Raw genomic sequence first — 20628 nt, 5'->3', positions numbered from 1 at the left:
AGCAGCGCGGCCAGCGGCATTGCTGCAGGACTGGATCGCTAGGTGCCTGCGGGCGCCTGCGCCAGCCCGGCGCGCACCCGCCGCCACACCGTGGCCGTGCAGGCCAGACTCAAGGCGATGGCGACCCAGGTGACGCCGCGCGCACCGAGCAAGCCACAGGCCAGGCCAACGCCCAGCACGCCGATCACGAAGGCGCGGTCGCTCTTGCCCATCGGACCGTCGTAGCGGCGGCTGGCGCCGACCATCAGGCCGAGCACGCCGGCGTATTCGGTCAGCGCGGCCAGCAGCGCGAAGATCCACAGCCAGGCTGCGCTCACACCGGGCACGCCAAGCAGGCTCAAGTACAACGCCGCATCGGCCACCACATCGCAGAGCTCGTTGAGGTAGGCGCCCAGCCGCGACTGCTGGCCGAACTCGCGCGCCAGCATGCCGTCCACCGCATTGAGCGCCATGCGCACCAGCATCCACACCGGCAGCAACAGATACAGCACCGGCCAGCTGGGGCCGCCGCGCAACACCACTGCCGCCACCATCAGCGACACCGCCGCAGCGATCAGCGTGACCTGATTGGCGGTGATGCCACCGCGATACAGCGCGCCCACCATCGGCCGCAGCAGCGCCTGGAAGCGTCCTTTCAGTGCATAGATCGAAGCCATACGGGGTGTTGAGTCCATTCGAGCGCTGGCGCAGCCTACAATATCGGCTGCTCCGCAACGACATCCCCCACCGATGGCCTCTGATTTCCTGCCCGTGCGCCGGGCCCTGCTCTCCGTTTCCGACAAGACCGGCCTGATCGATCTGGCCCGCGCGCTGGTGGCGCGCAACGTCGAGCTGCTGTCCACCGGCGGCACCGCCAAGGCGATCCGCGAAGCCGGCCTGCCGGTGAAAGACGTTGCCGAGCTGACCGGTTTCCCGGAAATGATGGATGGCCGCGTCAAGACCCTGCACCCGCTGGTGCACGGCGGCCTGCTCGGACGCGCCGGTGTCGACGAAGCGGTGATGGCCGAGCACGGCATCGTGCCGATCGACCTGCTGGTGCTGAACCTGTATCCATTCGAGTCGGTCACGGTCAAGGCCGATTGCACCCTGGCCGATGCGGTGGAAAACATCGACATCGGCGGCCCGGCGATGTTGCGCAGCGCGGCCAAGAATTTCGCGCGCGTGGCCGTGGCCACCGATCCGGCGCAGTACGCCGACCTGCTGGCCGAGTTGGAGGCAAACGACGGGCGGCTGTCAGCGGCCAAGCGCTTTGCGCTGTCGGTGGCCGCGTTCAACCGCGTGGCGCAGTACGACGCGGCGATCAGCAACTATCTCTCGGCCGTGGCCGACAGCGCCGAGGCAGTGCCCACGCGCAGCCCGTTCCCGGCGCAGATCAATTCCAACTTCGTCAAGGTGATGGACCTGCGCTACGGCGAAAACCCGCACCAGTCCGGCGCGTTCTACCGCGACCTGTACCCGGTGCCGGGCACGCTGGCCACCTTCCAGCAGTTGCAGGGCAAGGAACTCAGCTACAACAACCTGGCCGATGCCGATGCGGCGTGGGAATGCGTGCGCCAGTTCGATGCGCCGGCCTGCGTGATCGTCAAGCACGCCAACCCGTGCGGCGTGGCAGTAGGCGCGGGCTGCGGCGATGCCTACGAGTTGGCCTACGCCACCGACCCCACCAGCGCGTTCGGCGGCATCCTGGCGTTCAACAAGACCCTGGACGCAGCGACGGCAAAGGCCATTCTGGACCGCCAGTTCGTCGAAGTGCTGATCGCACCCGACTACGAAGCCGGTGCGCTGGACTACGCCACCAAGAAGGCCAACGTGCGCGTGCTCAAGATTCCGCACGGCAATGGCCTCAACAACTACGACACCAAGCGGATCGGCTCGGGCCTGTTGATGCAGTCGGCCGACAACCGCGGCATGTCGCTGGGCGAGTTGAGCGTGGTCACCCAGCGTGCGCCCAACGAGGCAGAACTGGGCGATCTGCTGTTTGCCTGGCGCGTGGCCAAGTACGTCAAATCCAACGCGATCGTGTATGCCAAGGACAGCCGCACCATTGGCGTGGGCGCCGGGCAGATGAGCCGCGTGGTCAGCGCCAAGATCGCCGCACTCAAGGCCGAGGAAGCCAAGCTCACCGTGGCCGGCTCGGTGATGGCATCGGATGCGTTCTTCCCGTTCCGCGACGGCATCGATGCTGCGGCTGCGGCCGGCATCAAGGCGGTGATCCAGCCCGGCGGTTCGATGCGCGATGGCGAGGTGATCGCCGCCGCCGACGAACACGGCATCGCGATGGTGTTTACCGGCGTGCGCCATTTCCGGCATTGATTGGTTTCGCTCAGAGCTATTAAGAAAGGAAAAGGATTCGTTCAATGCCAGCCTCTTCAACTTCAGCACTCTATGAAATCCTCGTCAAGATAACGGGCCATCGATCGGGAGTAGACTTCTACACAGGCTGGAAGCAGATATTTCCTAGCGCTGACAACAATGACGTACTGCGCCAGATAGGCCTCATCTACCAGCTTACTGATAGCGCAAAGCAAGAAATTGAGTCGATTTCCTCAAAAGTAAGCGCGCGCTCGACTAATCATTGGCGAACACAGATTTTAGCTGCGCTGACGAATCCTGGCACACACTGGGAGGGATTCCGAAAAGCCTTTGACGATCACACGTTGAGCTACCTAGAGCTCCAGGCAACGCTTATTGAGGGCAAGCTAAGTGACTCACCGATTTCGACCGAAATTCTCACTGAAGCTGTAGACAACTTGAGAGAGGCAATCCGGCTACTTGTAGAGTCCGACATTCCTCGCGAACAGAAAATCCAACTGGTAAGGCAATTGCGCGAATTGGTCGCAGCCATAGAGGACTATGAATTTGTCGGAAACCCTGGAGTTTTTAGTAAATTCAAAGCAACCACATTTGATCTTGCCGCAGTAAAAACAATCGAAAAAATTTCCCAAAAATTGATGAACTTGAGAAGGGGCTGTCAATCCTTGCGAATGCGATTGCCATCTCTTCAAGCTTGAAGGGCTTAGCAAAACCAGCATTGAAACTGTTAGGAATTGAGGCATGAAAATCCTCGTCATCGGCTCCGGCGGCCGTGAACACGCCCTGGCCTGGAAGATCGCGCAGTCCGCGCACGTGAGCGAGGTGCTGGTGGCACCGGGCAACGCCGGCACCGCCACCGAAGCCAAATGCCGCAATGTCGCGTTCAAGGTCGACGACCTAGACGGGCTGCTCGCCCTGGCGCAGCGCGAAGCCGTCGCGCTCACCGTGGTCGGCCCGGAAGTGCCGCTGGTGCTGGGCGTGGTCGACCGCTTCCATGCCGCCGGCCTGCGCATCTTCGGGCCCACCGCCAAGGCCGCGCAGCTGGAAGGCAGCAAGGCCTTCGCCAAGGATTTCCTGGCCCGCCATGGCATCCCCACCGCGTATTACGCCGTGCACACCGACGTGGACGCCGCGCTGGCGTATGTGCGCGAGAAAGGCGCGCCGATCGTGGTCAAGGCCGATGGCCTGGCTGCCGGCAAGGGCGTGATTGTGGCGATGACCTTGGCCGAGGCCGAAGAGGCGGTGCGCGACATGCTCTCGGGCAATGCGTTCGGCGATGCCGGCGCACGCGTGGTCATCGAGGAATTCCTCGATGGCGAAGAAGCCAGCTTCATCTCGATGGTCGATGGCAAACATGCCCTGCCGATGGCGACCAGCCAGGACCACAAACGCGTCGGCGACGGCGACACCGGCCCCAATACCGGCGGCATGGGCGCCTACTCGCCGGCGCCGGTGGTCACGCCCGAGGTGCATGCGCGGGTGATGCGCGAGGTGGTCGAGCCGACCGTGCAGGGCATGATCGCCGACGGCGTGCCGTTCACCGGCTTTCTGTATGCCGGGCTGATGATCGATGCGCACGGCGCGCCGAAGGTGATCGAATTCAACGTGCGCTTCGGCGACCCGGAAACCCAGCCGGTGATGCTGCGCCTGCGGTCGGATCTGGTCGATCTGCTCGACGCGGCCATCGACGGCAAGCTCGATGGCGCGCACGCGCAGTGGGACCCGCGCCCGTCGCTGGGCGTGGTCATCGCTGCCAAGCCTTACCCGGACACCCCGGTCACCGGGGAGGTCATCACCGGGCTGGACGCGGTGCCGGCCAGCGCCAAGGTTTTCCACGCCGGCACTGCGCTGAATGCCGCCGGCGAGGTGATCAGCGCCGGTGGCCGCGTGCTGTGCGTTGCGGCGCTGGGCGACAGCGTGCGGGACGCCCAGCGCAACGCCTATGCCGGCCTCGAGCCGATCCACTGGCCCAACGCCTTCCAGCGCAGCGACATCGGCTGGCGGGCCATCGCCCGCGAGCGGCAGGCGCAGGGCTGAACCGCGTCCTTTCCCGCCGGCGGGGGAAGCTGCCTGAAGGGCGGAGGGGGCAAGCTCGAACACCCCTTGGTATCGGCCGAACAGCGCAACAGCTTGCTGGTACTCACCGACAAGGCGCTGTTCAAGCGCGCAGCCACAGGTTGCAAGGTCGCCAAGCGCGAACGACGGCCGTGCAGCTGGGCGGACGCGCAGTTCGCATGGCTGCGCGCAGCGCCTGCAGCGGGGGTTGCGGCGCAATCGTGCACTCCGCTCCAGTCCGCACAGCTGCCGGCTACTGACAAAGAACTAGCCGTCGTCCACACCGCCGGCGCGTAGCTGCGGCAATAATGCCCGGGCTCCCCGCCTTGTAGAGACCGTGGCCACTCCCTCCTTCGAAACCCGCTTAAGCCGTTTGTGGGCTCATGAAAAGGCCAGCTATGGCCTGCGTGTGTTCATCGCGTTGGCGGTGGCGATGGGCGTGTGCTGGCACTGGCAACAGCTCACTGCGGTGCCGGCGCTGTTTCTGGGCGCCATTGCCAGCGCCATTGCCGAGACCGACGACAACTGGCTGGGCCGCATCAAATCGGTGCTGCTCTCGCTGCTGTGTTTCGCCGCCGCAGCCGCCGCCGTGGTGGTGCTGTTTCCGTACCCATTACCGTTCGTGCTGGGCATGGCGTTGGCCACGTTCTCGCTGACCCTGCTCGGTGCGCTGGGCGAGCGCTATGCCTCGATCGCGCAGGCCACGGTGGCCTTGTCGATCTACGCCATGATCGGCATGGACCAGCATGGCAGCCACGATCCGCTGATCGCCTGGCACGGCGCGGCGCTGCTGCTGATCGGTGCCACCTGGTACGGCGTGCTGTCGATCCTGTGGACCATCTTGTTCGCCAATCGCCCAGTGCGCGAGCGGCTGTCGCGGCTGTTTTTCGAGTTGGGCCGCTACCTCAAGCTCAAGGCCGATCTGTTCGAACCGGTGCGCCAGAGCGACCTGCATGCACGCCGGCTGGCGCTGGCCGAGCAGAACGCCAAGGTGGTTGGCGCGCTCAATGCGGCCAAGACCGCCATCATGAGCCGCTTCGGCCGCTCGGGGCGGCCGGGCGTGCAATCGGGCCTGTATTTCCGCCTGTATTACATGGCCCAGGACTTCCATGAGCGCGCCAGCTCCTCGCACTATCCCTACGAGGCGCTGACCGACGCGTTCTTCCACAGCGACGTGCTGTATCGCTGCCAGCGCCTGCTCGCCCTGCAAGGCAAAGCGTGCGCGGCGTTGGGCGAGGCGATTCGCCTGCGCCATCCGTTCGATTACGGCGACAGCAGCCGCCTGGCCACCGAAGACCTGCGCCAATCGCTGGACTATCTGCACGCGCGCGCCGACCCCGCACTGGCCCGCCTGCTCGGCGCGCTGGAACTGCTGGTGACCAACCTGCAGAGCATCGAACGCAGGTTGTCGGAAGCGGCGCAATCCGATTCCACCAGCGACAACCTCGACACCCGGCTGCGCGACTCCTCGCCGCATACCTTGCGCGAAATGGGTGCGCGGCTGGTGCAGCAACTCACACCCGGCTCGGTGCTGTTCCGCCACGGCCTGCGCATGGCCATCGCGCTGCTGGTGGGCTACGCCATCATGCAATCCATCCATGCCGACAACGGCTACTGGATCCTGCTCACCACCGCATTCGTCTGCCGGCCCAACTACGGCGCCACGCGCTTGCGGCTGGTGCAGCGCATTGCCGGCACCTTGATCGGCCTGGTCGCCACCTGGGCGCTGATGCAGCTGTTCCCCGGCACCGAAGTGCAACTGTTGCTGGCGCTGGCCGGCGCGCTGGTGTTCTTCATCACCCGCACCGATCGCTACATGCTGGCCACCGCCGGCATCACGGTGATGGCGCTGTTCTGCTTCAACCTGCTGGGCGATGGCTTCGTGCTGATCTGGCCGCGCCTGATCGACACCCTGATTGGTTGCGCGATTGCCGCGGCCGCCTCGTTCCTGATCCTGCCGGACTGGCAGGGCCGCCGGCTGAACCAGGTGATGGCCACGGTGCTGGCCAGCTGCGCGCGATATCTGGCCCAGGTGCTGGAGCAGTACGCCAGCGGCAAGCGCGACGACCTGCCCTACCGCATTGCGCGCCGCGACATGCACAACGCCGATGCCGCGTTGTCGGTGGCGTTATCCAACATGCTGCGCGAACCCGGCCGCTATCGGCGCAATCTGGATGCGGGCTTTCGCTTCCTGGCGCTGTCCAACACCTTGCTCGGCTATCTGTCGGCACTGGGCGCGCACCGCGCCGCGCTGGAGGGCGAACACGATGCCACCATCGCGCACGCCGGCGAGTATCTGCAGCGCGCACTGAGCGAGATCGCCAGCGCCCTTGGCCAACGGCAACCGCTGCCGGCGCATGACGAAAGCGAAGAACTGGCCACCGCCGAGGCGCTGGAACATCACCCCGTGCAGTTACCGCCCAAGCAACGCCTGGTGCGCGACCAGCTGGCATTGACGCTGCGCCTGCTGCCCAAGTTGCGCGCTGCCGCGCTGGCAGTGACAACGGCACCGGCAGAGCGCGCGCCGCGTCTGGCGACTGCCAAGGCCTAAGGCGTGTCATGTCCCTTGAGACGAGTGCGAAGCGTGTCGTGGCGCGTCGAGACAAGGCGTGCGCTGCGGCCCAGGCTTGCCATGCAACGCGGTATCGGCGCGCCACAGGGCGTTTCTCGGGGGTTGGCCGTCAGCGGCACGGGTGGACGCCGCGCCGCCCATGCAGCCTCGATACGGTAAGCGATGTGGAACATGGTGATGCCGCGCAATCGCCGGCTTCGTGCGTTCGCTGCGTTGTCGCCAGCGGTTGCGCTCACTTCCATTGCTTGCGCGCCACGCTCAGCCCCACCCAACCCAATGCCGCTGCAGCCAGGACCGCGCCGCCGATCACCACCCCCATCCACCCGGCCTGCGCATACGCCGCCGTGCCCAACGTCGACCCCACCGCACCCCCGATGAAATAGCAGGTGATGTAGGCCGAGGTGATGCGATTGCGCGCCGCCGGGTTGCGCTGGTAGATCACGCTCTGGTTGGCGATATGCACGCCCTGCACTGCGATATCCAGCAGCAGCACGCCGACGATCAGCAACGCGATCGACTGCGGCGCAAACGCCAGCAAGCCCCACGACAGCAGCAACATCGCCAGCCCGCCCCAGCTCACGCGGTCACCATGGCCGCGATCGGACCAATGCCCGGAGCGATTGGCCGCCAGTGCACCGGCCGCACCGATCAGGCCGAACAAGCCAATCACCGCAGTGCCGTAGCCATAGCTCGGCCCGGACAACAAAAACGCCAGCGTGGTCCAGAACATGCTGAAGCCGGCAAAGATCAGCCCGCCCAGCACCGCGCGCGAACGCAGCACCGCATCGTCGCGCAGCAGCGTCAGCACCGAGCCCACCAACTGCGGATACGCCAGTTGCGCATTGCCGGGATGGCGCGGCAGCCCGCGCCACAACAGCCCGGCGGTGAGCAACAACGCAACCGAGGCGATCCAGTACACCGTGTGCCAGCCGCCAACGCCGGCCAGCACGCCGGCGGCGGTGCGCGCCAGCAGGATCCCCAGCAGCAACCCGCTCATCACCGTCCCGATCACCCGGCCACGCTCGTGAGGCGCCGCCAGCGTGGCGGCAAACGGCACCAGGATCTGCGCCGCCACCGAGCTGGCGCCGGTCACGATGGTACCCACCAACAACATCGCAAAGCTGTGCGAACTGGCGCTCACCAACAGCCCAAGCGCGCTCAGGACGAACAGGCCCACGATCAGGCCGCGTCGCTCCAGCCGGTCGCCCAGTGGCACCAGCAACAGCAGCCCCGCCGCGTAGGCCAGCTGCGCCGCCGTGACCACCGCACCGGCACTGCGCACCTGGATGCCGAACGCCTGCGCCAGCGTTTCCAGCAGCGGCTGGGCGTAGTAATTGCTCGCCACCGCCAACCCGGTGGCGGCCGCCATCAGCAGCACCAGGCGGCGGGGCAAGGGCGGGTGGGAGGTAGGCTCGGTCTGCATGGCGGCTGCCTGGTCAAGGAATGCGCACAGTGTGGGCAGCCGGCAGGCATCTTTCCAATGTATTGTTTTCACCGTTGCCATCGTGTTTCGAGATTGCATGCTGACCTTGCGCCAATTGGAATTTGCCGTAGCCGTCGCCGAAGAAGGCGGCTTCACCGCTGCTGCGCGCCGCTGCAACACCGTGCAATCGGCGCTCAGTCACCAGGTCGCCAAGATCGAAGAGACCTTCGGCGCACGCCTGTTCGAACGCGGCACCCGCCAGGTGCGGCCCACTACCGCCGGCGAGGTGTTCCTGCACAACGCCCGCCAGACCCTGCGCGCTGCCGAGCGCCTGCACGAGGAAATGGCGCAGGCCCTGGGCACCGTGCGTGGGCGGCTGGCGTTGGGGCAGATTTCCTCGCTCACCACCGTGCAACTGCCAGCGTTGCTGCATCAGTTCCGCAGCGCGCATGCGCGGGTGGACGTGCATCTGCGCACCGCCATGAGCGAGGCCTTGCTGCACGATCTGGGCGAAGGCCGGCTAGATGTCGCCCTGGTCGGTGTCGGCCCGCAGCTTGCGGTGCCGGCGCAGCGCCTGCTGCTGCATGAAGAGGCGCTAGCCTTGATCGTGGCGCCCGGCCACCGCTTTGCCGCGCGCAAGCGGGTGGCGCTGGCCGAGCTGGATGACGAACCGATGGCCGGGCTGGTTCCCGGTGCCGGCGTGCGCGGCATCATCGATGCTGCGTTTGCGCAGGGGGGCCTGCGGCAACGCCAGCAGTACGAAGTCACCCATGCCGATCTGGTGCGCGAACTGGTCGCTGCCAACCTCGGCGTGGGCATCGTCCCGCAGACCATGGCCGAGGCCATGCGCGGCGTGTTCACGGTGGCCTTGAAGGAGCGCTACCGCTTTCTGACCTACGCAGTGTGGCGGCCCGACCCCAGCCCGGCCGCACGCGCCTTCGTGGCCTTGCTGCGCGCCCAGCTCGCGCAACGCAGGCCACCAGCACGTAGAAGCCGCTGAGCGCAGCCGCCATCCACCAGCACGCCATGGAAGCCTGCTAGGCTGCGCGCGTTCGCAAAGGAAACTGCATGTCCGGTCACAGTCAGTTCGCCCTGCTCAGGCAGCGCCGCTTCTTGCCGTTCTTCGCTGTCCAGGCGCTGGGCGCGTTCAACGACAACGTCTATCGGCAGGCCATCATCGGCCTGCTGTTCTATCTCGGCATCGATGCCGCCCAGCGCACGCTGTATACGAACCTGGCGCCGGCCTTGTTCATCCTGCCGTACTTCCTGTTCTCCGCGCTGGCCGGGCAGATCGCCGAGAAGCTGGAAAAGCAGAAGCTCATCGTGATCACCACCACGATGGAGATCGCCATCATGTCGCTGGCTGCGGTGGGCTTCATCACCGAGAACATGGTGATCCTGCTGGTTGCGCTGTTCTGCACCGGCCTGCAGTCCACGCTGTTCGGGCCAGTGAAATATTCGATCCTGCCCTCGGTGCTGAAGCCGGAAGAACTCACCGGCGGCAATGGCCTGGTCGAAATGGGGACCTCGATTTCGATCCTGTGCGGTATGATCTTCGGCGGGCTGATCTTCCAGATCGCCGGCAGTCATGGGCCGGAGGCTGCGGCCACTGCGGTGATTGCGATTGCGGTGACCGGCAACCTGGTGGCGCGGCTGGTACCGCGCGTGGATGCCGGCGCGCCCGAGTTGAAGATCAACTGGAACCCCATTCCCGAATCGCGCGCCATCATGCGCCTGACCCGGCGCACGCTGGCGGTGCGCAACTCGGTGCTGGGCGTGTCGTGGTTCTGGTTCATCGGCACCGTGCTGACCGCGCAGCTGCCCACCTATGCGCAGCTCAACCTGGGCGGCCAGCAAGACCTTTACGTATTCGCGCTGGCGCTGTTTTCGATCGGCACCGGTGTGGGCTCGCTGCTGTGCGAACGGCTGTCCGGCCGCACCGTGGAAATCGGCCTGGTGCCGCTGGGCGCGTTCGGCATCAGCGCCTTCCTGCTGGACCTGTACTTCGCCCGGCCTGGCGCGGCGCCGGTCGCCGGCCTGTCGATCGGCCAGTTCGTGCAGCAGCCCGGCAGCGTGCGGCTGATCATCGACCTGGTCGGCATCGGCCTGTTCACCGGCCTGTTCGTGGTGCCGTTGTTTGCGCTGATCCAGAGCCGCACACCCAAGGCCGAGCTGTCGCGCGTGATCGCCGGGCTCAATATCCAGAACTCGTTGTTCATCGTGGCCGCGGCGGTGATCGGCATCGCGCTGCAGTTGCCGCAGGTGGTGCTGTTCGGGGTGCGGATTCCGCTGCCGGGCCTGAGCATTCCGCAGGTGTTCCTGGCACTGGCGATCGCCAACACGCTGGTAGCGTTGTGGATCTTCACCCTGGTGCCCGAGTTCCTGATGCGCTTTCTCAGCTGGGTGCTGGTGAGCGTGTTGTACCGCCTGCGCGCGCGCGACATCGACGCGCACGTGCCCGACGAGGGCGCCGCCCTGCTGGTATGCAACCACGTCAGCTACATGGACGCGCTGATCCTCTCAGCGGTGATTCCGCGCCCGGTGCGCTTTGTCATGTACTACAAGATCTTCCGCATCCCGGTGATGCGCTGGATCTTCCGCACCGCCAAGGCCATTCCGATCGCCGGCGCGCGCGAAGACCCAGCCTTGATGCAGCAGGCCTTCGATCGCATTGATGCCGCATTGGCCTATGGCGAGCTGGTGTGCATCTTCCCCGAGGGCGCATTGACCAAGGATGGCGAAATTGCACCCTTCAAGTCCGGCGTGGAAAAGATTCTGCAGCGCCGCAACGTGCCGCTCATTCCGATGGCGCTGCGCGGCATGTGGTCGAGCATGTGGAGCCGGCGCGACACGCGCCTGGGCCGCATGCGGGTGCCGCGGCGGATGCGCGCGCGGATCGAAGTGGTGGCAGGGGCAGCGGTTGCCGGCGATCAGGCCAGTGCCGCGCTGCTCGAACAACAGGTGCGCGCGCTGCGGCAGGATCAGCCCTGAGCCCAGCGGGTGCAGGCTTTGCGTCCATGGCGCGCCGCGAGTAGCCTGTGCGCCATTGCACGCTTTGCCGTCGCTGCCGCCAAGCGGACGCGGCCGGCCGTACCGGGGGACGTCATTGTGCTCAACATCATCGCGCCTGAGGCGTCTGCCGTGACCGGCGGGCGTCGCGCATTCCAGCGGCTGGCTGTGCCGGCAGCGATGGGCAGGCCACTGCGTGCGTCCGCTGCTCAGTGGTGGAGCGCCAGTTCGCTGGCGCGAGCAAAGATCCGGCGTCGCGTAGCGCGACTGGCCGCTGCCGCGACCGACACGCGGGCCCCGGCTCACACGCGCGCCACCCCTTGCACGCAGGCCATCCGGCCATCGTCAGCGCACACCGGGCGCATCACCGCCGCGCATGGCGCCCGATAATCCAACCCCACTCACCATCAGTTCGCTGTTGTTTACCACCCAAGGAGCTTCACCATGAGTGCCATGCCACCGCCGATCCATCCCTCGTCCAGCGCCGCCCCCGGCCCGGTGCCCAATCACCTGATCTGGGCGATCGTTTCCACCGTGCTGGGCTTTTGCCTGTGCTGCCCGGCCCTGATCTCCGGCATCGTGGCGATCGTGTTTTCCAGCAAGGTCAACGGCCTGCTCAACCAGGGCGACATCGACGGCGCACGTCGCGCCTCCAACACCGCCAAGACCTGGTGCATCGTGACCAGCGTGCTGGCCGCGATCGGCCTGCTGATCAACATCGGCATGGTGGCCACCGGCGGCATGCAGGGCTACATGGACTATATGCAGCAGTTGCAGCACATGCAGTAATGGAACTGCGTCCACGCCACTGGCTTGGACTGGGGGCGGCCACCAGCGTGGCCGCCCTTGGCGTGTCGTTGCTGTATCGCTTCGATCCGAATGCGGGCAACAGCCCGTTCCCGCCCTGCGTGTTCCGTGCCGTGACCGGCTGCTATTGCCCCGGCTGCGGCATGACGCGCGCGCTGTATGCGCTGGTGCATTTCGACCTGCCCGGCGCCTTCGCGATGAACCCGGCAGCGGTGCTGGGCCTGTTCACCCTGCCCGGCCTGATCGCCTGGAAAGCCGGCTGGCGCGCGCGCTGGTTCGCCCCGGTGGTGGCCGTGATGTCCGCACCGAAATTTTGGCTATGGGCCTTGCCGGCGTACTGGATCGCAAGGAACCTGCCGTGGTACCCGTTTACGCTGCTGGCGCCGGGTTAGGCCGGAAAGGACAACACAGTGACGCTGGAAGAAGAAGCTGACCGCGCTACCGCGCTGCTCGCCGGAAAGATCGTTCAAACGATCTGGCGTCACCGATCCGGGGAGCTCGTTATCCAGTTTACCGATGGAAGTCGGATCTTCGCTGATGTCAGAGAAGGTGCGCTTGAGCTTTCCATTACTGGTTGCAGTAACGACTAAGAGACCGCCTCTGATCAGATCGTTGCTCCAACAACTGCGCAGATTGAACGCGATATTCGAATCGCGTTGATGCAGGCCCGATAGGGAACAGCTGCGTGATCAGTTGGTGCTTCACAAGTCGCTGCGCGCAGTCTTCTGCAGTGCTCACAACTGGCAATGCGTGCACCGCTTATCGCACCCACCCGGCAATCACCAACAACGCCAGCACCACCAACCACAGTAGCAGCACGCGCCAGACCAGGCTCATCGCATCGCGCACTTCCGGCAGGCGGCGCCACACCGGCACCAGGCCCGAATCGGTGTAGTCGTGCGCTTCCTCGCGCAGCTCGGCGCTGACGCTGGCACGCGCCACCGCGCCCAGAAAATGCGGTTCCAACGACCAGCGATTGCCGTGCGCCTCGCGCCAGGCGCGGAACACGGTGTCGAAGTTACCCACCAGCGCCATCGACATCGTCATCAACTGCGCCACCGGCCATTCCAGCACCGCCAGCAGCCAACGTGCGCCGGCCAGATTGCGGGGCGGCAGCAACACGGCCAGCGGGCTTTCCACCGCCAGGGCCGTGAGCCGATACAGCACCGCGCCGAACGGCCCCAGCAGCAAAAACCACCACAGCACCGCGAACCAGCGCCGCAGGCCATTGACCACCACCGCTTCCACCAGCGATGGCGCGTCTTCGTGCACGCTGCCGCCGGGGGCCTGCAGGTGCGAGATCGCTTCGCGCCGCGTGTGCGGCTCGTCGGCGTCGATGACCGCTTCCACATCGCGATCCAGATCGCGCGGGCCCCAGGTCCAGGCCAGCACCGCCACGCCGAACAGCAGGTCCAGAAAGCCGTGCCAGACATCGTCCAGCAGCCATTGCACCAGCAACACCAACAGCGCCGGTAGCACGGCCAGCAGCACGCCATAGCGCCCTTGCCACGCACCGCGCCCGGCCGCGTAACTGTCCAGCCGGCGCAGCCATTGGCCGAACCAGGCGAAATTGCGCAGCTTGGCCACCTGCGCCGGCACCAGATGGCCCAGCGTGAGTGCGACGACGACGGCAACCAGGGTGGTGAACATGGGCAGGCCTCCTCAGCCGAGTCTAGCCGAGCGGACGCGAGCGCCGCTGCAACACCGCAACAGCCGGCCAGGCTCAGCCATGCGCACGATGCCACTGCTCGATCAATGCCCGCGCAATGGAGATCCGCGGCGGCAACCCGATGTCGCCCTCGCCGGCCAGCGCGGCGCTGACCTGCGCATGGCTCACCCAGCGCGCGTCTTCCAGTTCACCGGTGACCTGCGGCACCTCGGTCGCCGCGGCGCGCGCGGTGAAGCCCAGCATCAGCGCGCCCGGGAACGGCCACGGCTGCGCGCCCAGGTAGCGGCAGTCCTGCACATGCACGCGGGTTTCCTCGAATACTTCGCGCACCACAGTCTGCTCCAGCGACTCGCCCGGTTCGACGAACCCGGCAATCACTGAATAACGTCCTGGCGCCCAACTGGCCTGACGCCCGAGCAGCAAGCGCGCGCCATCGCTGACCGCCACGATGATGGCCGGGTCCACGCGTGGGTAATGCTCGGTCTGGCATTGCGTGCAGTGCGCAATGAAGCCGGCGCGCCGGAATGCGATCGCACCGCCGCAGACGCCGCAAAAGCGCGTACGCGACTGCCAGTGCAACATCGCGCGCGCATAGGCGAAGGCGGTGGCGATCTCGGCAGGCCAGTCGGCAGCGGCCTGGCGCAGATCGATGCGCTGCGGCGCCTGCACCGGCACGCTGTCGGCCGGCACACAAAACCAGCCCGTCGCATCGCGCAGACCCAGGAAGATCGCGGCCTCCGGCCCGTCGCCCAGTTCGGCGCCATCCAGCAGCAGCGGCTGGCCATCGGCATCGGCCAGCGCCGCGCCCTTGGCGTCGATCAACAGCACACGGCCTTGTGGCCACAGACGCGCCAGGGCGTCGGGATCGTCACGCAACACATCGCCGCGATCGAGCGGCGCGTGGGTGAAGGCAAAACCGGAAGATGAAAAAAGAGACTCTGACATCGGCGCAAGCCTGACGATAATCGGCAGCGCCTGCAACCGTCGCACGCACTCTACCGAGCGCGCCTGCGGTGCGTGTTCAGACGCGGACGCCGCCCGCGCTGGCCGCCGGTATGGATGTGGTTCACGGCAGCTCGCGCGGCCCCATCACCGGACCGCGCGCAGGTGCGGCCATGTCAGCACACGCACCTTCGCCAATGATCACGGCAATGCATTGCAGCGGTGGCAGGGAAGAACCATGCAGGTGCGGGCCTGGGATACGCCCGCACCTGCAAACCCCTTGCAGGGTCAAGCAACGACCGAGGCGTCAGCGCTGCTTGTCCAAGCAAGGTACCGCGCGCGGGCGCGGCCTGCGCGCCGGGCGCAAACACTGCGCTGGCAATGCCCAACAGGGCCGCCAGGCCAAACACCGATCGGGAGTTGGTCTGCAACATGAAGTGATGCTCTCTGGGGAAAGGACGGAACAGACGCGCAGCAATCACTCGGCACTCGATCGGTACCGGTGCCCGATCGAGGTGCGGAAGGAGCGGGAGAGGTCACTGCGCAACGGCTTGGAATCGACGCAACGCATGGCATGCGCATCAGCACGGTGTCGCACACGCCTGCGGTGGATCAGCGTGGACAAGCGGCAATGCCTGGAGAAAACGCGCATATCGTGGCGCCAGCGGTAAGCACGCACGCAGTATGGTCATCTGGATCTATGCACCATCACTCACGCACGAAGCCGACGCGCGCGCTGCGAAACCTGCAGCGCTGAAAATGTCGTAGCGCGTTATGCGCGCGTGCAGGCGCAACCCAAGCAATCATGTGCGTGCCTCGCGATCGATAGCCAGCGACTCGCTGCAGCGCTGTCGTCGTACTGAAGCACCCTACGGCGCCGCGCGTGGCGCAGGCGCCTTGAAGGACGCACGTGGCTCGCAACTACGCGGCCGGTTCGCCGTTTTACGCGTCTCTATAAGGCGCACAGCGCTGCCATCGTCCTGAAGGATTGCCGCAGTCATTGCTCAACGTGAAGGCGCTCACACGCATGCCAGACCAGCGGCCGCCCTTCGCGCGCTACGCAGCTCGCATTGGCCGCATTCTGGTGATGGCGGCCGGCAGTTGCCCGACGCGCTGCAGCCGCGCAGCAAGCGATGCACCGCCCTCATCACAGCGCACACCGCGGACAAACAAGCCAACCCGGCCAGTCCCGCCATCTGCGCCGCGCCCACCGCATCGCCAGCGGGTCAACATCTAGCGCACAGCGCGCAACGCTGCCGCGATCGATCGCACGTTCGGCAATCAGCCTGTCAACAATACAGATGCACCACAGGAACACGCGCTAGGCGCCAGCAATGCGCGTTTACCCAGATGCGTCGAACAATCCGCATCTATCCCGATGCAATCAGACGCTGAAGCTGCTCCCGCAGCCGCAGGTGGTCTTCGCATTGGGATTGCGGATCACGAACTGCGCGCCGGTGAGGCTCTCGGTGTAATCCACCTCGGCACCCATCAGGTATTGCAGGCTCAGCGGATCCACCAGCAGCGTCACGCCATCGGTGGCCACGGCCAGGTCGTCCTCGGCGCGGTTCTCGTCGAACTCGAAGCCGTACTGGAAACCGGAACACCCTCCGCCTTGGATGTACACGCGCAATGCCAGGTCGGCGTTGCCTTCTTCCTGGATCAGCTCGCGCACCTTGGCGGCAGCGGCCACGGAAAAGTTCAGTGGCCGGCCGATGGACTGGTAGTCCGGCGCCGGGGCGGCAGTGGGAAGCGAAACGAGCGTACTCATGGCGCCAGCATGGGGGCCAGACGGCCCCACTTCAAGCCAGGCCGCCGCATCGGCTGCCACGGCATTCACCGCGCATGCGTCACTCAGGCGTCGGCGGTTTCGGCCTGCAATGCCGTGACCGGCTCGGCACGGCTGGCTTCCGGCGCTGGCAGCGCCGCGGTTGCGCCGGCCGTAGCGGCATGGATCAGTCGCCCGGTGAGCTGTGCGCCGGCGCTCATTTCCACCACCTGGTAATGCACATTGCCCTGCACGCGCGCATTGGCGGCCAGTTCGACCCGCTCGGCCGCATGCACATCGCCGATCAGCTGGCCGTTAATGATCACCACCGGCGCACGCACTTCGCCCTCGATGCTGCCCTGCTCGGCCACCGTCAGGGTCGCGCTGGCGCCGTCTTCGGCAATCACCTTGCCCAGGATGCGGCCTTCCACATACAGCCCGCCGCTGAACATCAGGTCGCCGCGGATGACCACCTGCGGCCCGATCAAGGTATCGACCACGGTCTGCGCACCACGGTTGGACTTGTTTCCGAACATGAGCTACTCCCCCGCGCCGTTGCCGGCGACTTTCCAATCGAATGTCTGACTGACCGGCGCCCCATCGCCGCTCAGGGAGATTTTGACACGTTGCGGGGTGAAATCCTTCGGCAGGATCACGCTACCGTCCAGCTGCTGGAAATAGCGGAACGAGTACGGCTGCCCGGCAGCATCGGGCTTCTGGTGCAACTCGTTCCAGCTCACCGTCACCAGCTTGCCGGCGCGCACGCCTTCCACCGCAAAGCGCAGCTGGCCCTGGCTGATTGCGCCACGGTTGAGGTTCTGGGTCAGCACCACGCTGTAATTCCAGGTGCCGCCGGCTTCGGCGGTGAATTGCACCGAGTGCGCGTTGAGCCCCTTGCGCTGTGCGGTGGAGCCCACCAGCCGCTCGTAGAACGCCACGTCGGCGCGCAGCGCGGCGATCTGCTCGTCGCGCTCGGCCAGAGAGGCCTGCACTTCGGTATTGGCCGCGCGGCTGATCTTGTCCGACATCGCCAGATTGACCTGGCGCTGCTGCAACTGCTCGATCTGCCGACGTTGCTGGGCCTGGCTGCGTCGCGCCTGCTGCAGCGCTGCCTCGGCCTCCACCAGCCGCGGGGCGGCCGTGCGGGTGGCCATCCACCACACCCCACCCAGCGACGCCAGCCACACGATGGCGACCACCAGCCACCACCAGCGGCCACTAGAACGGCCACCGCCGGAGGCACGTTGGACGATCTGTACGCGTGCGGCTGGTCTCATGGGCATCGGGTCCGGACGGGCCGGCGCAATCATGGGCGGCGTAGTGTGCCAGAGCCCCGACAATCGTCGCGCTGGCGCTGGACCGGCGGTTATCCCAAAGTTCTGCGATAGTTCTGCAATTGTTTGCAGGGAACCGCGCCATGAGCCAAGCGCATCTGTTCGTGATCGGCATCCTGCTGGCCTGGCTGGCCGGCATCCGGGTCTATCTCACCGTGTTCGGCGTCGGCCTGGCCGGCCTGCTGGGCTGGATCGACTTGCCGCCGGCGCTGCATCCGGCGCAGTCGTGGTGGGTGCTGGGTACTTCCGGCGCGCTGGCGGTGGCCGAATTCTTCGCCGACAAGATTCCGGGCGTGGACTCGGGCTGGGACCTGCTGCAGACGCTGGCGCGCGTGCCGGCCGGTGCCTTCCTGGCCGCGGCAACGCTCTCGCCCGACGGCGACCTGGGCGCAGGCGCGTTGGCGGCCGGTGCAGGCGTGGCGCTCACCAGCCACACGCTCAAGGCCGGCACCCGCGCACTGCTCAACACCTCGCCCGAACCGGCCAGCAACTGGGTCGCCTCCCTGGCCGAAGACACCATCGCCACCACGGCCTTGGCACTGGCACTGGCGCACCCCTGGCTGGCACTGGGTCTTGCGGTGGGCTCCAGCCTGCTGGCGGGGCTGGTGGTGTGGTGGGTCTGGCGATTGCTGTGGCGCGGCATGCGTCGGCTGGTTGCGCCGATGCGCCCCGCCGCCACGCCAACTGCACGCAGCTCCCCGCTACCGTGAAGTTCATCGCATAATCACAGCGACTGTAGGGAGTATCGATGGCCGCCCGAGATCCGGTTTCTTCCACCACGCGTGACGACACCGCCACGCGTAATCGTCCACTTCGCGCCGAGACCCCGCCGGCCGACCACTGGCGTCGCTGGGCCGATGAGGTTGCGTCGCCGGCCGACACCGCCGTGCCGGTGAGCGCGGCGATCATTCCTGCGCCTGCCACGGCAGCGGCGGCCCACCCGGCCGCGGCCGTGGCGGCGCCGCGCGCGGTGGCGGCCAGCGGCAGCGCACGGGTTGCCGCAGCACCGGCGCCCACGGCGTCACCCACATCGGCAGCGCCCACCGCGGCGCACGACGGCGAGGACACTGTCGCCGCCGATGCGCCCTACCGCGTCCTCATCGTCGAGGACGACCGCTCGCAGGCCTTGTTTGCGCAGAGCGTGCTGCACGGCGCCGGCATGCATGCGCAGGTCGAAATGACCGCCGCCAGCGTGCCGCAGGCGATCCAGGACTATCACCCGGATCTGATCCTGATGGATCTGCACATGCCCGAGCTGGACGGCATCCGCCTGACCACGCTGATCCGCCAGCAGCCCGGTCAGCAGTTGCTGCCGATCGTGTTCCTGACCGGCGACCCGGACCCGGAGCGCCAGTTCGAAGTGCTCGACAGCGGCGCCGACGACTTCCTCACCAAGCCGATCCGCCCGCGCCATCTGATCGCTGCGGTGTCCAACCGCATCCGCCGCGCACGCCAGCAGGCGCTGCAGCAAGTCGGCGAACAGGTCAGCGTGCGCAGCAATCCGGAAACCGGCCTGCCCACCCGCGGCCACGTGATGGACCTGCTCGCCGACGCGCTGGAGCGCAAGCAGTCCGGCGGCCTGTTCTTCATCGAGATCGCCAGTGCGCTCGGTCTGCGCGAGCGCTACGGCTATGCCGCCTACGAGCGCCTGATGACCCAGGCCGGGCACCGCCTGGCCAGCGCCGCCCAGCCCTATCCGCTGGCGCGCCTGAACGACAACAGCTTCCTGCTGCTGGCCGTCGAGATGCCCGAAGCCAGCCTGGAACAGCAGGCACTGGAGATCCGCCAGCGGCTGTCGGCCAACGCCTTCCCGGTGCGCGAAGAAGAATCCGTGCATGTGCGCTGCGCTATCGGCGTGGCACCGCTGGGCCTGGGCTTCGACGACACCGGCAGCGCGCTGGAAGCGGTCGAACGCACCGCGCTGCAGGCACGCCTGCGCAGCGACGGCGTGCAGACCTACCTGGCGCCCAGCCAGGCCGAACAGCAGGAACAACTGCGGCTGGTCGAAGGACAGCTGGAACTGGCCTATCAACCGATCGTGGCCGTGGCCGGCGGCGACACCGCGCAGTACCAGGTGCTGCTGCGGCTGCGCCAGGCCGATGGCACCCTGCTCTCGGCAGGCCAGGTCATTCCTGCCGCAGAAGCCGCCGGTCGCATCGCCGATCTGGACCAGCAGGTCATGGACCATGCGCTGGGCCTGCTGCACCTGTACCAGCACGCCAGCCCGCCGCTGCGCCTGTTCGTGTCGCAATCGCCGCGCACGCTGGCGCGCGACGCATTCGCCGACTGGCTGCTCAAGGCACTGGCCGAACGTGGCGTGGCCGGCCAGTCGCTGATCGTGGATCTGCGCCTGGACGATGCCTTGATCCACGCCGTCACCGTAGAGCAGTTCTGCGCCAAGTTGATGCCGGCCGGCGTGCAGTTCTGCCTCAGCCAGTTCGAGCCCGGCGACGAAGCCAATGCACTGTTGGCCCAGTTGCCGCTGAGCTTCGTACGCATGGCCAACCGTTTCGCCGATGCGCACGGCAATGCGGCGGTACGCGACGAACTGCGCGGCGTCATCGACATCGCCCACCAGCGCGGCCTGCAGATCATCGGCCAACGCATCGAAGATCCGCAGGCAGCGGCCGCGATGTGGATGAGCGGCGTGGACTTCATCCAGGGCAACCTGGTGCAGACCGTCGGCAAGGAACTGGACTTCGACTTCACGAGCGCGGTGCTCTGAGTGAGAGAGCG

General features: G+C 66.5%; 18 protein-coding genes and 2 pseudogenes. 12 read left to right on the top strand and 8 right to left on the bottom strand.

Annotated elements, in window-relative coordinates; genetic code table 11:
• Positions 1–38: 38 nt before the first annotated feature.
• Positions 39–656, bottom strand: a complete 618-nt coding sequence (locus tag ACCQ03_RS02945; protein ID WP_057678748.1) for a CDP-alcohol phosphatidyltransferase family protein — start codon at positions 654–656, stop codon at positions 39–41.
• Between the two features lie 73 nt (positions 657–729).
• On the opposite strand from ACCQ03_RS02945, the gene purH reads away from it, so the two are divergent.
• The 5 genes and pseudogenes from purH to yccS all read left to right on the top strand — a co-directional run bounded on the left by purH (position 730) and on the right by yccS (position 6919).
• Positions 730–2313, top strand: a complete 1584-nt coding sequence (purH, locus tag ACCQ03_RS02940; protein WP_057678749.1) for a bifunctional phosphoribosylaminoimidazolecarboxamide formyltransferase/IMP cyclohydrolase — start codon at positions 730–732, stop codon at positions 2311–2313.
• Between the two features lie 44 nt (positions 2314–2357).
• A complete protein-coding gene (locus tag ACCQ03_RS02935) occupies positions 2358–3011 on the top strand; it encodes a hypothetical protein (RefSeq protein ID WP_372359841.1) in 654 nt (217 codons plus the stop codon).
• Between the two features lie 43 nt (positions 3012–3054).
• Positions 3055–4350 (top strand): phosphoribosylamine--glycine ligase, encoded by a 1296-nt coding sequence (gene purD, locus ACCQ03_RS02930; protein ID WP_209225264.1) that lies wholly within the window; start codon positions 3055–3057, stop codon positions 4348–4350.
• A gap of 93 nt (positions 4351–4443) precedes the next feature.
• A pseudogene (locus tag ACCQ03_RS02925) lies at positions 4444–4639 on the top strand (hypothetical protein).
• Between the two features lie 66 nt (positions 4640–4705).
• A complete protein-coding gene (gene yccS / locus ACCQ03_RS02920) occupies positions 4706–6919 on the top strand; it encodes a YccS family putative transporter (protein ID WP_209225262.1) in 2214 nt (737 codons plus the stop codon).
• 253 nt (positions 6920–7172) lie between these two features.
• Here the strand turns inward: yccS and ACCQ03_RS02915 are convergent, their stop codons facing one another.
• Positions 7173–8363 (bottom strand): MFS transporter, encoded by a 1191-nt coding sequence (locus ACCQ03_RS02915; protein ID WP_150145455.1) that lies wholly within the window; start codon positions 8361–8363, stop codon positions 7173–7175.
• Between the two features lie 97 nt (positions 8364–8460).
• Between ACCQ03_RS02915 and ACCQ03_RS02910 the strand changes: the two genes are divergently transcribed.
• The 5 genes from ACCQ03_RS02910 (at position 8461) to ACCQ03_RS02890 (ending at position 12769) form a co-directional block, all read left to right on the top strand.
• A complete protein-coding gene (locus tag ACCQ03_RS02910; protein ID WP_150145453.1) occupies positions 8461–9363 on the top strand; it encodes a LysR family transcriptional regulator in 903 nt (300 codons plus the stop codon).
• A gap of 68 nt (positions 9364–9431) precedes the next feature.
• Positions 9432–11354 carry an MFS transporter gene (locus tag ACCQ03_RS02905; protein ID WP_209225260.1) on the top strand — a complete coding sequence of 641 codons (1923 nt, stop codon included), beginning with the start codon at positions 9432–9434 and terminating at the stop codon, positions 11352–11354.
• Between the two features lie 462 nt (positions 11355–11816).
• Positions 11817–12161: a CD225/dispanin family protein gene (locus ACCQ03_RS02900; protein ID WP_005920117.1), complete on the top strand. Its 345-nt coding sequence runs from the start codon at positions 11817–11819 to the stop codon at positions 12159–12161.
• Positions 12161–12571, top strand: a complete 411-nt coding sequence (locus ACCQ03_RS02895; RefSeq protein WP_057678754.1) for a DUF2752 domain-containing protein — start codon at positions 12161–12163, stop codon at positions 12569–12571. Before ACCQ03_RS02900 ends, ACCQ03_RS02895 begins: the two co-directional genes overlap by 1 nt.
• Before the next feature lie 18 nt (positions 12572–12589).
• The gene (locus tag ACCQ03_RS02890; protein WP_081022999.1) at positions 12590–12769 is read left to right on the top strand and encodes a hypothetical protein; all 180 of its coding nucleotides are present in this window, start codon (positions 12590–12592) and stop codon (positions 12767–12769) included.
• A gap of 169 nt (positions 12770–12938) precedes the next feature.
• Here ACCQ03_RS02890 and ACCQ03_RS02885 read toward each other — a convergent pair whose 3' ends face one another.
• The 6 genes and pseudogenes from ACCQ03_RS02885 to ACCQ03_RS02860 all read right to left on the bottom strand — a co-directional run bounded on the left by ACCQ03_RS02885 (position 12939) and on the right by ACCQ03_RS02860 (position 17835).
• Positions 12939–13829 carry a cobalamin biosynthesis protein gene (locus ACCQ03_RS02885; protein ID WP_209225258.1) on the bottom strand — a complete coding sequence of 297 codons (891 nt, stop codon included), beginning with the start codon at positions 13827–13829 and terminating at the stop codon, positions 12939–12941.
• A gap of 73 nt (positions 13830–13902) precedes the next feature.
• Complete coding sequence (gene nudC, locus ACCQ03_RS02880) at positions 13903–14793, bottom strand: NAD(+) diphosphatase (protein ID WP_057678755.1); 891 nt, start codon at positions 14791–14793, stop codon at positions 13903–13905.
• A 293-nt stretch (positions 14794–15086) separates the two neighbouring features.
• Positions 15087–15224, bottom strand: a pseudogene (locus ACCQ03_RS02875) (alpha/beta hydrolase); the annotation flags it as partial.
• A gap of 950 nt (positions 15225–16174) precedes the next feature.
• A complete protein-coding gene (erpA, locus tag ACCQ03_RS02870) occupies positions 16175–16561 on the bottom strand; it encodes an iron-sulfur cluster insertion protein ErpA (protein ID WP_057678759.1) in 387 nt (128 codons plus the stop codon).
• Between the two features lie 83 nt (positions 16562–16644).
• Positions 16645–17094, bottom strand: coding sequence for a bactofilin family protein (locus ACCQ03_RS02865; RefSeq protein ID WP_017155954.1), 450 nt, complete (start codon positions 17092–17094; stop codon positions 16645–16647).
• Positions 17095–17097: 3 nt separating this feature from the next.
• Positions 17098–17835 carry a DUF6776 family protein gene (locus ACCQ03_RS02860; RefSeq protein ID WP_081022997.1) on the bottom strand — a complete coding sequence of 246 codons (738 nt, stop codon included), beginning with the start codon at positions 17833–17835 and terminating at the stop codon, positions 17098–17100.
• A 140-nt stretch (positions 17836–17975) separates the two neighbouring features.
• Here ACCQ03_RS02860 and ACCQ03_RS02855 point away from each other — a divergent pair, with 140 nt between their 5' ends.
• Positions 17976–18602: a DUF4126 domain-containing protein gene (locus ACCQ03_RS02855; RefSeq protein ID WP_104619798.1), complete on the top strand. Its 627-nt coding sequence runs from the start codon at positions 17976–17978 to the stop codon at positions 18600–18602.
• Between the two features lie 38 nt (positions 18603–18640).
• Positions 18641–20617 carry an EAL domain-containing protein gene (locus ACCQ03_RS02850; protein WP_057678758.1) on the top strand — a complete coding sequence of 659 codons (1977 nt, stop codon included), beginning with the start codon at positions 18641–18643 and terminating at the stop codon, positions 20615–20617.
• Positions 20618–20628 lie beyond the last annotated feature (11 nt).

The sequence above is a fragment of the Xanthomonas sp. NCPPB 3569 genome (assembly GCF_041475645.2).
Classification (GTDB): domain Bacteria; phylum Pseudomonadota; class Gammaproteobacteria; order Xanthomonadales; family Xanthomonadaceae; genus Xanthomonas; species Xanthomonas phaseoli.
Note: the sequence above shows the minus strand (reverse complement) of the source record. Positions and strands in the feature narration are given on the sequence as shown.

Bases quoted from the DNA above. Each gene is read 5' to 3' on its own strand.
- ACCQ03_RS02945 (WP_057678748.1), bottom strand. From the start codon at position 656: ATGGCTTCGATCTATGCACTGAAAGGACGCTTCCAGGCGCTGCTGCGG.
- purH (WP_057678749.1), top strand. From the start codon at position 730: ATGGCCTCTGATTTCCTGCCCGTGCGCCGGGCCCTGCTCTCCGTTTCC.
- ACCQ03_RS02935 (WP_372359841.1), top strand. From the start codon at position 2,358: ATGCCAGCCTCTTCAACTTCAGCACTCTATGAAATCCTCGTCAAGATA.
- purD (WP_209225264.1), top strand. From the start codon at position 3,055: ATGAAAATCCTCGTCATCGGCTCCGGCGGCCGTGAACACGCCCTGGCC.
- ACCQ03_RS02915 (WP_150145455.1), bottom strand. From the start codon at position 8,363: ATGCAGACCGAGCCTACCTCCCACCCGCCCTTGCCCCGCCGCCTGGTG.
- ACCQ03_RS02910 (WP_150145453.1), top strand. From the start codon at position 8,461: ATGCTGACCTTGCGCCAATTGGAATTTGCCGTAGCCGTCGCCGAAGAA.
- ACCQ03_RS02905 (WP_209225260.1), top strand. From the start codon at position 9,432: ATGTCCGGTCACAGTCAGTTCGCCCTGCTCAGGCAGCGCCGCTTCTTG.
- ACCQ03_RS02900 (WP_005920117.1), top strand. From the start codon at position 11,817: ATGAGTGCCATGCCACCGCCGATCCATCCCTCGTCCAGCGCCGCCCCC.
- ACCQ03_RS02895 (WP_057678754.1), top strand. From the start codon at position 12,161: ATGGAACTGCGTCCACGCCACTGGCTTGGACTGGGGGCGGCCACCAGC.
- ACCQ03_RS02885 (WP_209225258.1), bottom strand. From the start codon at position 13,829: ATGTTCACCACCCTGGTTGCCGTCGTCGTCGCACTCACGCTGGGCCAT.
- nudC (WP_057678755.1), bottom strand. From the start codon at position 14,793: ATGTCAGAGTCTCTTTTTTCATCTTCCGGTTTTGCCTTCACCCACGCG.
- erpA (WP_057678759.1), bottom strand. From the start codon at position 16,561: ATGAGTACGCTCGTTTCGCTTCCCACTGCCGCCCCGGCGCCGGACTAC.
- ACCQ03_RS02865 (WP_017155954.1), bottom strand. From the start codon at position 17,094: ATGTTCGGAAACAAGTCCAACCGTGGTGCGCAGACCGTGGTCGATACC.
- ACCQ03_RS02860 (WP_081022997.1), bottom strand. From the start codon at position 17,835: ATGAGACCAGCCGCACGCGTACAGATCGTCCAACGTGCCTCCGGCGGT.
- ACCQ03_RS02855 (WP_104619798.1), top strand. From the start codon at position 17,976: ATGAGCCAAGCGCATCTGTTCGTGATCGGCATCCTGCTGGCCTGGCTG.
- ACCQ03_RS02850 (WP_057678758.1), top strand. From the start codon at position 18,641: ATGGCCGCCCGAGATCCGGTTTCTTCCACCACGCGTGACGACACCGCC.